Source organism: Mesorhizobium sp. B2-4-17 (genome assembly GCF_006441275.1).
GTDB lineage: Bacteria > Pseudomonadota > Alphaproteobacteria > Rhizobiales > Rhizobiaceae > Mesorhizobium.
This window is the reverse complement of record NZ_VFUX01000013.1, coordinates 1-14751: the sequence shown is the minus strand read 5'-3', so window position 1 is coordinate 14751 and position 14751 is coordinate 1. Positions and strand designations below refer to the sequence as shown.

Sequence of the window (14751 nt, the reverse complement as noted above, 5' to 3'; positions counted from 1 at the left end):
TTTTCATGGGTTTGGCATCGATCGATGCGTGTTGCCTTGAGCTGATGGCCAACGCTACGCTGCGTGAATGACGACAGCAAGGCGTGAGATCGAAGTGGCGATTGAAGTGTTCGTACATGGCTACAGCACGGGCAGAAGCCGAACCTTTCCCTACGAAGCCAGCCGCGTCGGACCATTGTGGCTGATGCGCGATGCCGAGCGCAAGAATCCTCGCGACTATCGCAGCGAGGAATGGGTCGTCCATGACGTCGCCGCCGAGGAAGCTGATGCGATCGTGCGGCAGCATGCGCGGCCGGGTTTTGCTGTTTCCGTCGTGATCGCGAACGACGAATCGGATGGACCAGCCCGAACCGCCTACAAAGCGCTCGGCTATCGGCTGCTGCGGACGGAAGGCTTTTTCGTTCAGCCCCTGCGCTGGATACCGAGCCCGCCAGCTCTCGTCTTGATCGAACGTGTGCGCACAGCCGAACGGGCCGCGCAGTTGCGAAAGATCATGCGCAGGCGGCCGATCGCGACCGATCTGCTCGGCGACGGCGCGCCGTTCCCCAGTATGTGGCGGTCGAAGGCGACGATATCGTTGGGCGCGTCCGCAGCGTGAACGCTGTCGGCGCAACCTGGTGCGCGGACATGTATGTCGAGCCTTCACAACGGCGTCGCGGCATCGGCAAGGCGCTGATGGTCCGTGGGTCGCGATGCTCGGTGTTGATGGCGACCCACGCCGGAGCGCTGCTTTATCCCAGCATGGGCTATGAGCGGATTGGAATGCTGCTGATATTTGGCCCAAGGAGCCGAACGTCCTCATGAGGGACCGTTCGTATCACGCTGATTCATAGGGAATTTCGATCACCATGCCGTCATAGGCCGGGGTGACGTTAGCAGGCACTTCGCCCTTGACCGTGGCGTAGTCGAGCGGCACGTGCATGTGCGTCAGCACAGCCTGTTTCGGCGCCAGCTTTTCGATCCATTCAAGCGCCTGGCCAAGCGACAGGTGGCTCGGATGCGTCCTGTATTGCAACGCGTCGATGATCAGAACTTCAAGGTCGCGCAACCTTCCGACGGTGGCATCGGGAAAGTCGCTGATATCAGGGCAGTAGGCCAGCGTCCCGACGCGAAAGCCGAGCGAGATGATATCGCCGTGGACCTGTGGCAAAGGCTCGAGGGTGAGGGCACCCCCCTCTCCCTCGATCACCACCGGCTTGGCGTGGTCGATGATATGGGCTTCGACGATCGGCGGATAGGAACTGCCGGCTGGCGTCTCGAAGCAATAGCCGAACGCCTGGCGCAGCCGCAGCATCGTTGGCTGGTCGGCGTGGATATCGATCCGCTGGCGCTGATCGAGGACGAAGCCGCGTAGATCGTCGATGCCGTGAATGTGGTCCGCGTGCGGATGGGTATAGACGGCCGCGTCAATGCGCCTGACAGAGGCCATCAACATCTGCTGGCGGAAATCCGGTCCGGTGTCGATGACGACGGTCGTGCGATTGCCGTTCGCGGCGATCCGCTCGACCAGCGCTGCCGTGCGCGTGCGCCGGTTCCTTGGATTTTCCGGGTCGCATTTGCCCCAGTCGCCAGTGATGCGCGGCGTACCTGGGGACGAGCCGCAGCCGAGAACGGTGACGCGCAGGCTGTCGCTCATGCGTTGGACGCCCGCTGGTCCGGGCGCGGCATTTTTCCAAACAGCCGAAAGAAGTTGTTCGTCGTCAATGCAGCGATTTCAGCCTCACCGACCCCGATCGTCTCGGCCAGCACCTTGGCGGTTTGCGCGACATAGGCCGGCTCGTTGCGCTTGCCGCGGAATGGTACTGGCGCCAGGTATGGCGCGTCGGTCTCGACGAGCAGCCGGTCATGCGGCACATCGGCGGCGATGGCGCGCAATTCGGCAGAATTCTTGAATGTCAGTATGCCTGAGAACGACACATAGCCGCCAAGCGAAACGCCCACCTCGGCCAGCTGGCGACCCGACGAGAAACAGTGCAGGATGAAAGGAAAGGCACCCTTCCCCGTTTCCTGCTCGAGAATATCGGCCATGTCCTCGTCGGCGTCGCGCGAATGGATGACCAGAGGCAGTCCGGTTTCGCGAGCGGCGGCGATGTGGGCGCGAAAGCCCTGCGCTTGCGCATCGCGCGGCGCCTTGTCGTAGAAATAATCAAGCCCGGCCTCGCCGATCGCCACCACCTTGGGGTGAGCCGATAAACGGACAAGGTCGGCGGCAGTGACGTCCAGCTCTTCTGCGGCATTGTGCGGATGGGTGCCGACCGAGCAATACACTTCGTCGAAAGTCTCCGCGATTTCCACAATTTGCTGAAATCGCTTCACACGGGTCGATATCGTCACCATGCGGCCGATGCCGGCCGCCACGGCGCGGGCGACAATGGCCGCCCGCTCCTCGGCGAAATCTGGAAAATCCAGATGGCAGTGGCTGTCGACGAGCATCAGGCGTTCGCGTCCGGCTGGTCGACGTAACGCGGAAACACACCTTCCGGCACGGGCAAAGCGGAACCCGGAACAAGCGCATGGTCGGCGTGGACGTGCACGAAGTCGCGCCTGTCCGCCGGCACAGCCAGCAGGTCAAGCAGCTTCGAGGCCGATCCCGGAATGTAGGGCTGGCACAGCATCGCCACGCGCCGGACCACTTCGGCTGTCGTCCACAGCACCGTTTCCATGCGCTCCGGATTGGTCTTTTTCAGCGCCCATGGCTCCTGCCCGGCGAAATACCGATCGGCTTCCGCCACGACGCCGAAGATCGCCGCCAGCGCCAGATGGATACCTTGTTCGGCCATCGCCTTGCGCGCGGTGGCAAGAGCGGCCGTCGCCTGATCCAGGATCGTGCTGTCGGCATCCGTCAGGTCGCCGCGCTTCGGCACCACGCCACCGCAATTCTTGGCGATCATCGACAGCGAGCGCTGCGCCAGATTGCCGAGGCCGTTGGCGAGATCGGCGTTGGTGCGGTTGACGATCGCTTCATGGCTGTAGCTGCCGTCCTGGCCGAACGGCACTTCGCGCAGGAAGAAATAGCGCACCTGGTCGAGACCGTAGTGCTCGATCATGGTGAACGGGTCGATGACGTTGCCGACCGATTTCGACATCTTCTCGCCGCGGTTGAACAGGAAGCCGTGGCCAAAAACGCGCTTCGGCAGCGGGATGCCGGCCGACATCAGGAAGGCTGGCCAATAGACCGCATGGAAGCGCACAATATCCTTGCCGATGATATGTGCATCGGCCGGCCAGAAGCGCCAATTGTCAGCCTTTTCATCGGGATAGCCGACACCGGTGATGTAATTGGTCAACGCGTCGACCCACACATACATCACGTGCTTGTCGTCGCCAGGCACCGGCACGCCCCAATCAAAAGTCGTGCGCGAGATCGACAGATCCTTCAGCCCCGATTTGACGAAGCTCATCACCTCATTGCGCCGCTCGGCCGGGCCGATGAAGTCGGGCTGGTTTTCATAGAGGGCAATGAGCTTGTCCTGATAGGCCGAGAGGCGGAAGAAATAGCTCTCCTCCTCGACCCATTCGACAGGCGTTCCCTGCGGTCCGTAGCGGATGTTGTCGGGACGGACCTCCGTCTCCTCCTCGCCGTAATAGGCTTCGTCGCGCACCGAGTACCAGCCGGCATAGCCGCCCTTGTAGATATCGCCATTGGCGTCCATCGCCTTCCAGATCGCCTGCGAAGACGCGTAATGCCGTTCTTCCGTGGTGCGGATGAAATCGTCGTTGGAGGCGTTGAGCGCGGCCGCCATGCGCTTGAAATCGGCCGAATTGCGGTCGGCCAGTTCGCGCGCGGAAATGCCTTCGCGCTTCGCCGTCTGCAGCATCTTGATGCCGTGCTCGTCGGTGCCCGTCAGGAAGAAGACTTGCTTACCGTCAAGCCGCTGGAAACGCGCAAGCGCGTCGGTGGCGATTAGTTCGTAGGCATGGCCGATATGCGGCTTGCCGTTCGGGTACGAGATCGCGGTCGTGATGTAGAATGTGTCGCGTGACATGAATGAACCGTCATGAATGTCTGAATGGAAGCCGTGGCGGTGGATATCGCATCGGAATGGCGATTGCCATCCCGAGACCAATGCATGCCGCCAAAAGTGGCGCCGGTTTTTGGGGCAACGGCATGCATCAAAAAGGCCGTCACATTCGCATCGCAGACTTCAGGCGGTCGATCATGGTCAGGGCGTGCTGCTTCTTGTCGAGATTGTAGGTGTCGGTTTCGGATATAGCGTCCAGCGCCTCGTGCCAAGTGTCCGACAGCGCTTTGGCACGCGCAAGGTCTCCGTCCAGGGCAGCGCGGCTTGCAACGTCGGACAGAAGGTCGAGGGCACGGCGATTGAAGATCTCGAACTGGATCGCCTGATCGCGTCCGGCCACGGCCTCGGCAAGGCGGTAGGTTGCGCCGACGTCGCTCTTTCCTGCCGCCACAAGCGCATCGAGCGTCTGGGCGATCTCCAGCCCGCCATACTGGGTCAGCAGGATGGCGTTGCGGGCGCTGCCCGTTGCCCGTTCGACCAGCGCCGCCTGTGCTGCCGGATCATCCGGCGGCGGTGGCTCGGCGGTCTGCAGCACCGCCAGCAAATCGTCGGCATCGAGCGGCGTCAGGCGTACCACCTGGCAGCGCGAGCGGATCGTCGGCAGCAGGCTGCCCGGCGCATGGACGATGAGAATGAACAGCGTTCTTGCCGGCGGCTCCTCGAGGTTTTTCAGCAAGGCGTTGGCGGCATTGGCATTCATGTCGTCGGCGGGATCGACGATCACCACCCTGTAGCTGCCGTCATGCGAGGTCAGCGACAGGAAGCGGCTGACCTTGCGGATCTCGTCCACGGTGACGACGGTCTTGAAGCTCTTGGTCTTATCATTCAGCGGACGGGTCAGGTGCAGCACGCCGGGATGTGCGCCGGTTGCGATCTGGCGAAACAGCGGCGACGCCGGATCGGGCACGGCAAGCCTTTCCGGGGCCTGATCGAAGGCCGGGTATTTCAACAGATGATGCGCAAGATGGAAGGCCAGCGTCGCCTTGCCGATGCCTACCGGTCCGGCGAAGATCAGCGCATGCGGCAGCTTTCCCGACCGATAGGCGGCGGCGAGCATGCCGGCCGCCTGCCCGTGTCCGACAAGACGGGGCGTTTCGGCGGGCTCGGGTACGCCGTCCAGCGTATCGTGCTGTTCCGGCGCGATGCGTTCGAAGATCATACCGGTGCGGCCTGCCTGTTGCGCGCGGGTGCCCTCGCCTCGAGTGCCGCAAACACGGCCGCGGTGACGACATCCTCCACCGTGTTTGGATCGGCCGACGCGTCGACGACGATGCAGCGTCCCGGCTCGGCCGCGGCGATGGCCAGGAAGGCATCACGCCGGGCCTGATGGATGGCGAGCGTCTCTTTTTCGAAGCGGTCGGCGCCCGCGTCGCTGCCGCGCCGCAGCGTCGCGCGCCTGAGGCCCTCGGCCGGATCGATATCGAAGATCAGCGTCATGTCCGGCATCATGCCGTTGATCGCGACCTGCTCCAGCGTCTCCATGAACGCCGGATCGATTCCACCGGTAACCCCCTGGTAGACGCGCGAGGAATCCAGAAAGCGGTCGCACAACACGATGGTGCCGCGCTCGACCGCGGGTCGGATGACCTGCTCGACATGGTCGGAACGCGCGGCGGCGAAGAGCAGCGCTTCCATCTTCGGCCCGAATGGCTCCGCGGCGCCTGAAAGCAGCACATGCCTGACCGCTTCGGCGCCTGGCGAGCCGCCCGGTTCGCGCGTGAGCAGGACATCGTATTTCTTGGCGCGCATCTTTCTCGCCAGCCGCTCGATCTGCGTCGACTTGCCTGCGCCCTCGCCGCCTTCGAAGGTGATGAAAAATCCGCGCGCCAATCGAAAGAGCCTTTGTCCATGTTGGAGTGGATTGTTGCGCTCTAGATAGTCCGCGTTCGGGAAAACGTCCATGCCGTCGGTGCTATCGCAGCCAGCCGATTGCGAGTTCCTTGACGGCATCGAGTGCGCGCTGCGGCAAGGTGCCGACACTGATCGACTCGGCGGCGAAGAGTGGCGTCTCCTGGCTCAGCGTATCGCCGATCCAGACGCGCAGCGCGCCCACCGGCTGCCCTGCCTCCACCGGAGCGGCGACCGGGCCGGTGTAGACGATCCGGGCCGTCAGCTTGTCACGGTTGGTGATCGGCAGGAAGATGTCGATCGGCCCTTTTGCCTTCAGCGTCACGCCGGATTTCGCCCCGCCAAAAACCTGGGCCTCGCCGATCACCTCGTCCCTGGCGAATATCTCGGTCTTCTCGAAGGACCGCGCGCCCCAGTCGAGTAGCTTGCGCGCCTCTTCGGCGCGTTCCTTGTCGTTGGCAAGCCCGCTCATCACCGCGATCACCCGGCTGCCGTTGTGGCTGGCCGAAGCGACGATACCGAAGCCGGCCGCCTCGCTGGCACCGACAACCAGGCCATCGGCGCCGATGTCCATGGCCAACAGCGGGTTACGGTTTTTCTGGGTGATCTTGTTCCAGGTGAAATCCTTCAGCCCATAGTAGCGATAATAATCCGGGTAATCGCGCCACAAATGCAGGGCAAGCTGCGCCAGCTCGCGCACCGTCGTCTGCTGGCCGTCCGCCGGCAGACCAGTCGAATTGACGAAAGTCGATGTCTTGAGGCCGATCTGGCGGGCGCGTTCGGTCATCTGCGCGGCAAAATTGTCCTCGGACCCAGCCATGCCTTCGGCGATGACGATGCAGCCGTCATTGGCAGCCTGTACGGTCACGCCCTGGATCAGGTCCTCGAGGCGGATCGCCGATTTGAGCTTGGCAAACATCGTCGACGTTCCCGACGGCGCGCCGCCCTTGCGCCAGGCGTTTTCGCTCACGACGAACGTGTCGTCGAGCTTGAGACGCCCGGACTTGAGGGCGTTGAAAACCACTTCCATGGTCATCAGCTTAGCCATCGAGGCCGGCGGGATCGGCTTGTCGGCATCTTTCGAGAACAGCACCGTGCCGGTATCGGCATCGATCATGAAGGCCTGTGCGGCCTTGGTCTCGAAAAGCTGTGCGCGGGCCGGGGTCAGAGAAAGCAGGAGACCGAGAAGAAGAACCCCGGCAAAAGGCTGAAGCAAGCGAAACTGCATGAAATTCGACCCATTGGCCGGTCCCTCCGGCAAGCCAGCGAAACTATCCGGCTTTTTCCGGGACGGATCAACTGTTCAGTGGAATCCGTCTCGCGTATCAGTCGCGCACAGCCAGCGCATCGGGCGCGCCATGCGTCCACGCCGCCTGCAGCAATTCGTCCACGCCGCCGTGGCCGTCAGGATAGAGATTGACCGCATACCAGTCATTGCCGTCGAGATTGGAACGCTGGATCTCTATCCGGCCAAAGGGCTCGAGTGCGGCGGCCACGCGCTTGGCTTCAGCGGCATTGTCGAAGGTGCCGGCGGCGACATAGTCGGAATTGGACGCTGACGCCTTCGGATTGGATTTCTTCCACGACCGCAAGATGTCGACCGGTGACATGCCGCTGTCGTCCAACGCGGCAAAAACATTTGCACGCCGCACGCGTTCGTCCGTATAGGACAGCGAAGCCACGGCGAACGGCGATCGCGGCGGCAGCATAATGTCCGGGCGCTCAGGCACGATCGGACCGAAATCGGGCAGTGCCACGTCGCCGAAAGCTGGCGCCTGCGCCGACAGGGCAGCCGGCTGAGCGAAGGCCGGGCCGGAATCCGTCATCTGGCCCGGGAACGGCGCGGCGACAGCACCCACCGGCAGGCTCGGCGACGGTCCGTTCATGGCGACCATGACACCGCTCGGCAGGCCGTCCGATGGGTCCGGGCGCCTGTTGCCGGGGTGGTAGGAGGCCATCAGGTACTGGTCGTCATCGCCGTCGAGCGGCGCGCGCCCGACATATTCGACCTTCACCTCGGCGGTGCCGACATTGGCATAATCGAGCATCTCCGCGGCACGCTGCGACACGTCGATGATACGGCCTTCGTGGTAGGGTCCGCGATCATTGACGCGTACGATGACCGAGCTGCCGGTCTTGAGATTGGTGACGCGGGCATAGCTAGGCAGCGGCATCGTCGGATGTGCCGCCGTCAGGTGGCTCATGTCGTAGACTTCGCCGTTGGCGGTCAGCCGGCCGTGGAAGGCATCGCCATACCAGGAAGCAAGACCGACCTTGGCGTAGCGCTTTTCTTCCTTCGGATAATACCATTTGCCGCGAACCTGGTAGGGCTTGCCGAGCTGGTCGCGGCCGCCGCCACGCCGCATCAAGGCAACGCGCGGGCTGGCTTTCACGCCATATTCGGTTTCGGCGAAATATTCCTTGGATCGATGCTTGGGATTGACCATCGCCTTCGGCTGCGGCGACGCGCAGGCCGCCAGCAAGGCAGCCGACACAGCAAACAGCGCAATCGTGGAAGCGCGACGAAGACGCGGGCGCGTCGCAGCCTGCATTTTCCTGAAATCCCCTACAGTCTCAATCAAAGATGCCGCCGTTTGACATCAGAGGAGCCAAAGCACTCACTCGACAATACCAAAGGCGACTAGAACCCCGATCCTTTTTGCGCAGGAATTGTTTATCACGGTATTAACCGATTGTGGCCGGAACCGGGCAAGATTGTGACGCTGCTTGCCGGGGATCGCCTGTCTGGATCATGCGCGCTGCACGGAAGCCGGTTGACAGGTCTTTGCTAGGCACACTAGAGCAGGCGCCTGTGATGAACAGTCACTGGAGGGATGGCCGAGCGGTTTAAGGCACCGGTCTTGAAATTCGGTCATAGCAGTCCTCTCCCTCCCCTTACTGTCCCGCCGTGTCCTTATGTTTCAGTCATTTGCGCCGTTTGTTTTCCGGCGTGTCCTGCCCGGTTTTTGTTGGTGCTACCGAATTGGGTAGCAAAATGGTAGCAACGCATTCACTGTTCGTTCCAGAGATTATGAAGGAACTAAAATGGCATCGCTTGCGTATCACTACGAAACAATGGGGCGCCTTTTAGAGCATCTTGTCGCTGGAGGTTTGAGGCGGATTGATCTGGAAACCAGCGATGCGATGGACATCATGACGCACAGAATTGGCGATGAAGAAGAGGTGCTGGCGACATTCAATGACGTGGTCGTCTGGATGCTCGACGAAGGTTTGATAAGGGCGTCGAGCATTCAACAAACCGGGGAATTGACGACTGCCTTCAACGGGGTCCAACTCGCGTCCAAGGGTATTTCACTCATTCAACAGAAACCGGACGATAGCGAACTCGGAGGGAGTATCGAGGAAAAACTCACCGGGGGCAAGAAAGGTGAGCTTTCCACTTCCGTCTACGTGAAGATAGGTTCGTTCGTTGGCGGAGCAGTCGGCGGCTTCACTAAGGCCATCTCATAGCAGTTTCGAACGCGCACGGCCGAGTGGCGTCCCAATTATCGAAGGGTCAAAAGTCTCACAAATGAGCACACCCAACCTGCGAATACGCGACGAAGACACTATGCGAATGCTACGCGATGTGGAGCATCGCATTCGCGCAAGCGAGTTCTGGCGCGGCAAGCCGAAGGGCGCGGAAGCGGCCATCCGGAGGCTTTATCTGACAGGAGCCGGCGACTGTGGCGGGGCCGACTGGCCATCCGATGCGCCGCAAGACGAGATCGACGCCCGCATTGCGGCTGAACGTGCGCTGGTATGGAGATTCGCCGCCCTGTGGAGGCGCGATCCTGAGTTAGCGCGGACAGTGAACTGGCAATGGCTCAATGCGGAAGAAGAGCGGGTCGCCTAACGTGACAGCCATAAATCGAAGGAAAGCACCGCTACCCGTCGCGCATTTTGGAGGCCGTCAACAGCTTCAGGCGTGATCCCGCGTGATCCTAATCGACACCCACTGGCATTTCGACCACACTGACGGCAACGAGTGGCTGAGCGAAGAAGGCGCCGTCATTCTGACGCAGGAGAAGGCGCACAATCACCTTTTGTCCGCCCACAAGGTTCTGTGACTTGGAGTAGACGTCCGCCCTCCGTCCTTGGCTGGGGTACTTTCTTCGGCCTCAACCGGCACATCATTCGTCATTCCTCCCTGAACGCCCGCTTGATTTGATCACGCAAAGGCTTCACCAGATAGGACAGCATCGTTCGATCGCCGGTCGAAAAGAAAGCTTCCACCGGCATACCGGCCGCCAGGGTCAGACCTTTCAGTCTTGCAAGCTCGGTGCGCGGCAGGCTGACACGAACAGTGTAGAAGCCGGCGCCGCTTCGCTCGTCGACACTGAGGTCGGCCGAGATCTCGCTCACCCTGCCATTCAACTCTGGCGTCGTCCGCTGGTTGAAGGCAGAGAACCGCAGGGCTGCTACCTGGCCAAGCGAGAGCTGGTCTATGTCCTGCGGCGCGACACGTGCCTCGACAGTCAGTTCGTCTGCCACCGGCACGATAAACATGATGACTTCGCCCGGTGAAATGACGCCGCCGACCGTGTGAACGGCAAGCTGGTGAACCACGCCGTCTTGCGGACTACGAATATCGATCCGTTTCAACTGGTCTTCCGCCGCCACCTTGCGTTCGACGAATTCTGAGATTTTTGCCTCGACATCACGCAGATCGGTGGCGACCTCGCTGTGCAAATCCTGATCGACCTGGATGATCTGCAACCGGGTTTCCGCGATTCGACCTTTCGCTTGGGCAATCGATGCGGTCAGTTGCCCATGCTCACCCTCGAGCCGGACAGCATCACGCTCGAGCGCGGTCAAGCGGTCGATTGAAACAAGCTTCTTTTGCCAGAGGCTGCGAATGCTTTCGAGCTCTGTGCCGATGAGCTGGATTTCATGGTTCTTGGCCAATCGTTGTTCACTGAGGCCGGAGACCTCCTCCGAGAGCTGTGCGACACGCTCTTCCAGCTGCGCCTTTTGGCCAGCGCGGGCCTGCCTTCGAAATTCGAAGAGCGACTGCTCGCCTGCGATGGCGCGCTCAACGGTTGCATCGTCCTCCCGCGATGTCAGGGAGGATGGAAATACTATGGCTTCACTGCCATCGCGCTCGGCTTCAAGACGGGCCAGATGCGCTTCGAACTCATCTAGGCCCTTACTGACGATCGCCAGATTGGCTCGAGTGATCGTTTCGTCGAGACGCACAAGCACCTCGCCCGACTTCACGGCGCCGCCCTCCTTCACCAGGATTTGGCTGATCACACCGCCAGTAGGATGCTGCACCTTCTTGACATTGGAATCGACGACCAGCCTTCCAGAAGCGATCACTGCGCCTGATAGCTGGGTGACGGCAGCCAGCCCTCCCCCGCCTCCGACAAACAGGACGCAGGCGGCGACACCTCCAATCAGGTAGCGGCGAATGGTCCTTTCGACTGTCGGAACCGCGGCGGCCATCAGGACGCGTTCTCCTCGGCCGCAGGCACAACCTTCAAGGGGACACCAATCTGGCGGGTGACCTTGTTCAAAACCTCATTCTTAGGTCCACAGGCCTGGACACGGCCGTTCGCCATGACCAGAACCTGATCGAGGCTTGCCAACGCACTTGGCCGATGTGCCACGACAACAGCGATGCCACCCCGAGCACGCACGCCTTGGATTGCCTCCGTCAAAGCAGCCTCGCCTTCGGCATCGAGATTGGAATTGGGCTCGTCGAGAATGACAAGGAACGGATCGCCGTAGAGAGCCCGCGCAAGTGCCACTCTCTGCCGCTGTCCGGCAGACAGCGCCGATCCCGCCTCCCCGATCCGGGTTTCGTAACCTTCCGGAAGATGGACGACCAGATCATGGACACCGGCGGCGCGCGCTGCCGCCAGCACCTTGTCCGAGGGCGCCTGCGGCTCGAAGCGCGCTATGTTCTCAGCAATGGTACCGTCGAACAGCTGGACGTCCTGCGGCAGATAGCCGACATGCTTGCCGAGCTCTTCCGGCGACCACTGGTCGAGCGTCGCACCGTCCAGCCTGACGGTTCCACGCACCGGCAGCCAGACGCCGGCGATCGCCCTGACGAGTGAAGATTTTCCCGAAGCACTCGGCCCGATGATACCGAGCCCAGCGCCCTTTTCCAGCGCAAAGCCAGCATCCTGGACAACCAGGCGATGCTCCCCTGGCGGCGCCACACTGATGCCTTCGACAGCAAGACCAGATGATGGTGCCGGCAGCGAGACGCTTGACGAGGCCTCAGGAAGCAGAGCCAACAACTGGCTCAGCCGAGCCCATGCCTGCCGAGCACTGACGAAGCTCTTCCAATGCGCGATCGCGAGCTCGATCGGCGCCAGCGCCCGGCTCATCATGATCGAGCTGGCGATCATGATGCCGCCTGTCGCCTCCTGGTGGATAACGAGATAGGCGCCAATCCCCAAGATGCCCGACTGAAGCATCATCCGTAGAATCTTCGAGACGGTCCCGAGCGTTCCGGCCAGATCGCTCGCCTTGGCATTGGTGCCAAGATACTCGGCGTTGACGCTTGACCAGCGTTCAGCGATGCGCGAGCCAAAGCCCATCGCCTGAAGGACTTCGACATTGCGGCGCGTCGCTTCCGCAAGCGTATTGCGCGCAGCGGCTTGGCTGTTGGCCTTTTTGGCCGGCTCCCTTGTTCGAACCTCGGCAAGCAACGTCAGCCCGAAAAGAACAAGGGCGCCAGCCAATGCCGCCATGCCGATCCAGAAATGGAAGAGGAAGCAGATACCGAGATAGAGCGGCATCCACGGCAGGTCGAAAAGCGCCGTCGGTCCGGCGCTGGACAGGAACAAGCGGACTTGGTCGAGATCACGTAACGATTGCAAGCCGTCGCCCGCAAGCTTGGTGCGTAACGGCAGGCGCATGAGGGCGGCATAGACCCGCCCACTCATGCGCGCATCGAGCACCATGCCGATACGCACCAGAAGCCGCGACCGGATCAGCTCGAGGATACCCTGGAAGATGAAAAGCATTGCCGCAAAAATGGCGAGCCCGACAAGCGTCGGCACGCTGCGGCCCGGTATTACGCGGTCATAGACCTGCAGCATGAAGAACGAGCCGGTCAGCGCCAGGACATTGACGACGCCACTCATCAAGGCCACTCCCACAAACGCATGTCGGAAGGACGCCAGAACCGCTGCAAGCGTTGCTCGCGGCGGCTCTGATGAGTTGCGTTGCGTGGTCACCGTCACTTGACTCCCACCAAAATACTAGGCGGCGATAAACTGGAAATCGTCCTGGTGAAGGCTCGCCACGGCGACGTTCTTTAAGGTCAGAGTATTGCTGCCGTCATGGGCAATGACGGTGTCGGCCCCGACCTGGGTCGCCGCGGCAAGCACCGAGGCGAAGTCGGCAAACACGTCGTCGGCGAATTGGATGACATCCCCCGATCCGGCTCCGGCCACGAAGTCTGTGATCGTGTCCAGGCCGAAACCAGCCCGGAAGATGAAGGTGTCGCTGCCGATCCCGCCGGTTAGCGTATCGTTGCCGATGCCGCCGATCATGGTGTCGGCGCCGCCGCCGCCATTGAATGTTTCAGAGGCAATGCTTCCGGCCATGTAGTCATTATACTGCGTACCGATAACCTCCTCGATGTTCGACACCGTATTGACGCCGCCCGCGATAATTAGCGACCCAGCCGCGAGGTCGAGACTTACGCCAGAGCCAACAATGAGCGCAGAAAAATCGAGGGTGTCATGGTCGGCGCCGCCGTCGAAGACGTTGCCGTGAATATCGATCGTGACCGCCGCGTTTCCGGTGACGCTCAGCGCAAGGCTAAGTGTGTCGTCGCCATCTCCACCGCTCAAAAGGTTGTTCTGTATTTGAATGGTAAGTGAGCCGCCTGAACCTGATCCGCCACTAAGTGCGTATGTAAAAGAACCGTATGAATACCCACCCGAGCCGCCGGAAGCGCCGACATACGCGGATCCATGCACATCGATCTCGATCTGATCATTTCCCGCTCCGCCGAGCAACGAATTATCGTGAACGGCAACCGTCGCAAAACCGCTACTTCCACCGTTGCCACCTAAGGCGCCAGAGCCGCCATATCCTGGAGAGTCCGGATAAGGTGAAGGAACATCGGCGTAGTAGTTATATCCGCCGAATCCGCCCGCCCCTCCCGAGCTGCCAATTCCGCCAACAGCAGTCGCTTTGACGATTATTGCGTCGTCGCCTGTTCCTCCGTCCACGTGATTGTTGGCGATTTCTGCAGTTGCGGCACCGCCGCTTCCGCCGGCCCCTCCATGTGCGCCATTTCCCGCAGATCCGCCATACGACCAGCCACCAGCGCCCCCACCACCGCCATGCCCACCCTCGCCACCATCTGCGTAGGCAAGTAGATCAATCGAGTCGGCTCCCGCTGCGCCGTTTATCGTGGAATTCAAAATGTTGGCTATAGCCGCCCCACCGGTACCGCCAGAGGCGCCTGATCCGCCATTTGCGCCTGAATCGCCGTACGAATAATAGGAGTATCCGTTGTACCCCCAGTGCACCCAAGCGCCTGCGCCGCCTCCCCCGCCAAAGCCACCGCTTCCGCCTAGGCCGCCATATGCGTCCGCCTCTATTCGAAGCGTGTCTCCAGATCCCGCACCTTCCAGAAGGAGTGAGGACTGGCTTGCCAACGCCCCCGAGCCGTTACTGCCTGGGGTGCCATTTTGCCCTGCCGTCGCCGTGCTATTAAATTGCGTTGTCGAGATTCCTGCACTTCCGTTGGTGCCATTCACACCAGCGCTCCCTGCGATGTTCAAAACTCTCTGGATCGTCATCGGAACGTCGTCGTTGGTGCCGGTGATGGTGATCGTCACGGTCTGGTCGTCGGACAGAGGCACGCCGGAATTGTCGGTCGCCCTAACGGTGTAAGTCAGCGTCA

The 14751-nt window shown here is 61.5% G+C and carries 14 protein-coding genes and 1 pseudogene; 5 read left to right on the top strand and 10 right to left on the bottom strand.

Annotated elements, in window-relative coordinates; translation table 11 throughout:
* Nucleotides 1-184 precede the first annotated feature (184 nt).
* The gene (locus FJ548_RS30400) at nt 185-598 is read left to right on the top strand and encodes a hypothetical protein (protein ID WP_226890623.1); all 414 of its coding nucleotides are present in this window, start codon (nt 185-187) and stop codon (nt 596-598) included.
* On the top strand, nt 553-804 hold the full coding sequence (locus tag FJ548_RS30395; protein ID WP_246678632.1) for a GNAT family N-acetyltransferase: 252 nt from the start codon (nt 553-555) through the stop codon (nt 802-804). Before FJ548_RS30400 ends, FJ548_RS30395 begins: the two co-directional genes overlap by 46 nt.
* Before the next feature lie 13 nt (nt 805-817).
* Here FJ548_RS30395 and FJ548_RS12120 read toward each other — a convergent pair whose 3' ends face one another.
* The 7 genes from FJ548_RS12120 to FJ548_RS12090 form a co-directional block, all read right to left on the bottom strand.
* Entirely contained in the window at nt 818-1636 is an 819-nt protein-coding gene (locus tag FJ548_RS12120) for an MBL fold metallo-hydrolase (RefSeq protein ID WP_140777974.1), read from the bottom strand.
* On the bottom strand, nt 1633-2433 hold the full coding sequence (locus FJ548_RS12115) for a TatD family hydrolase (RefSeq protein ID WP_140777973.1): 801 nt from the start codon (nt 2431-2433) through the stop codon (nt 1633-1635). The genes FJ548_RS12120 and FJ548_RS12115 overlap by 4 nt, the downstream gene beginning before the upstream one ends.
* The gene (metG, locus tag FJ548_RS12110) at nt 2433-3986 is read right to left on the bottom strand and encodes a methionine--tRNA ligase (protein WP_140777972.1); all 1554 of its coding nucleotides are present in this window, start codon (nt 3984-3986) and stop codon (nt 2433-2435) included. The genes FJ548_RS12115 and metG overlap by 1 nt, the downstream gene beginning before the upstream one ends.
* 139 nt (nt 3987-4125) lie before the next feature.
* Entirely contained in the window at nt 4126-5181 is a 1056-nt protein-coding gene (locus FJ548_RS12105; RefSeq protein ID WP_140777971.1) for a DNA polymerase III subunit delta', read from the bottom strand.
* Nucleotides 5178-5852, bottom strand: a complete 675-nt coding sequence (tmk, locus tag FJ548_RS12100) for a dTMP kinase (protein WP_140606882.1) — start codon at nt 5850-5852, stop codon at nt 5178-5180. The genes FJ548_RS12105 and tmk overlap by 4 nt, the downstream gene beginning before the upstream one ends.
* Before the next feature lie 82 nt (nt 5853-5934).
* Nucleotides 5935-7098 carry a D-alanyl-D-alanine carboxypeptidase family protein gene (locus tag FJ548_RS12095; RefSeq protein WP_140698911.1) on the bottom strand — a complete coding sequence of 388 codons (1164 nt, stop codon included), beginning with the start codon at nt 7096-7098 and terminating at the stop codon, nt 5935-5937.
* 97 nt (nt 7099-7195) lie between these two features.
* Nucleotides 7196-8422: a septal ring lytic transglycosylase RlpA family protein gene (locus tag FJ548_RS12090; protein WP_140777970.1), complete on the bottom strand. Its 1227-nt coding sequence runs from the start codon at nt 8420-8422 to the stop codon at nt 7196-7198.
* A gap of 493 nt (nt 8423-8915) precedes the next feature.
* Between FJ548_RS12090 and FJ548_RS12085 the strand changes: the two genes are divergently transcribed.
* The 3 genes from FJ548_RS12085 to FJ548_RS30730 all read left to right on the top strand — a co-directional run bounded on the left by FJ548_RS12085 (nt 8916) and on the right by FJ548_RS30730 (nt 9940).
* Nucleotides 8916-9341, top strand: a complete 426-nt coding sequence (locus FJ548_RS12085) for a hypothetical protein (RefSeq protein WP_140698917.1) — start codon at nt 8916-8918, stop codon at nt 9339-9341.
* A gap of 61 nt (nt 9342-9402) precedes the next feature.
* A complete protein-coding gene (locus FJ548_RS12080) occupies nt 9403-9726 on the top strand; it encodes a hypothetical protein (protein ID WP_140698920.1) in 324 nt (107 codons plus the stop codon).
* A gap of 82 nt (nt 9727-9808) precedes the next feature.
* A complete protein-coding gene (locus FJ548_RS30730; RefSeq protein WP_281407067.1) occupies nt 9809-9940 on the top strand; it encodes a hypothetical protein in 132 nt (43 codons plus the stop codon).
* A 70-nt stretch (nt 9941-10010) separates the two neighbouring features.
* Here the strand turns inward: FJ548_RS30730 and FJ548_RS12075 are convergent, their stop codons facing one another.
* From FJ548_RS12075 to FJ548_RS29830, 3 genes and pseudogenes are all read right to left on the bottom strand, one after another.
* Nucleotides 10011-11318, bottom strand: a complete 1308-nt coding sequence (locus tag FJ548_RS12075) for an HlyD family type I secretion periplasmic adaptor subunit (RefSeq protein WP_140698924.1) — start codon at nt 11316-11318, stop codon at nt 10011-10013.
* Nucleotides 11318-13066, bottom strand: a complete 1749-nt coding sequence (locus FJ548_RS12070; RefSeq protein WP_140698927.1) for a type I secretion system permease/ATPase — start codon at nt 13064-13066, stop codon at nt 11318-11320. Before FJ548_RS12070 ends, FJ548_RS12075 begins: the two co-directional genes overlap by 1 nt.
* Before the next feature lie 24 nt (nt 13067-13090).
* A pseudogene (locus FJ548_RS29830) lies at nt 13091-14751 on the bottom strand (hypothetical protein); the annotation flags it as partial.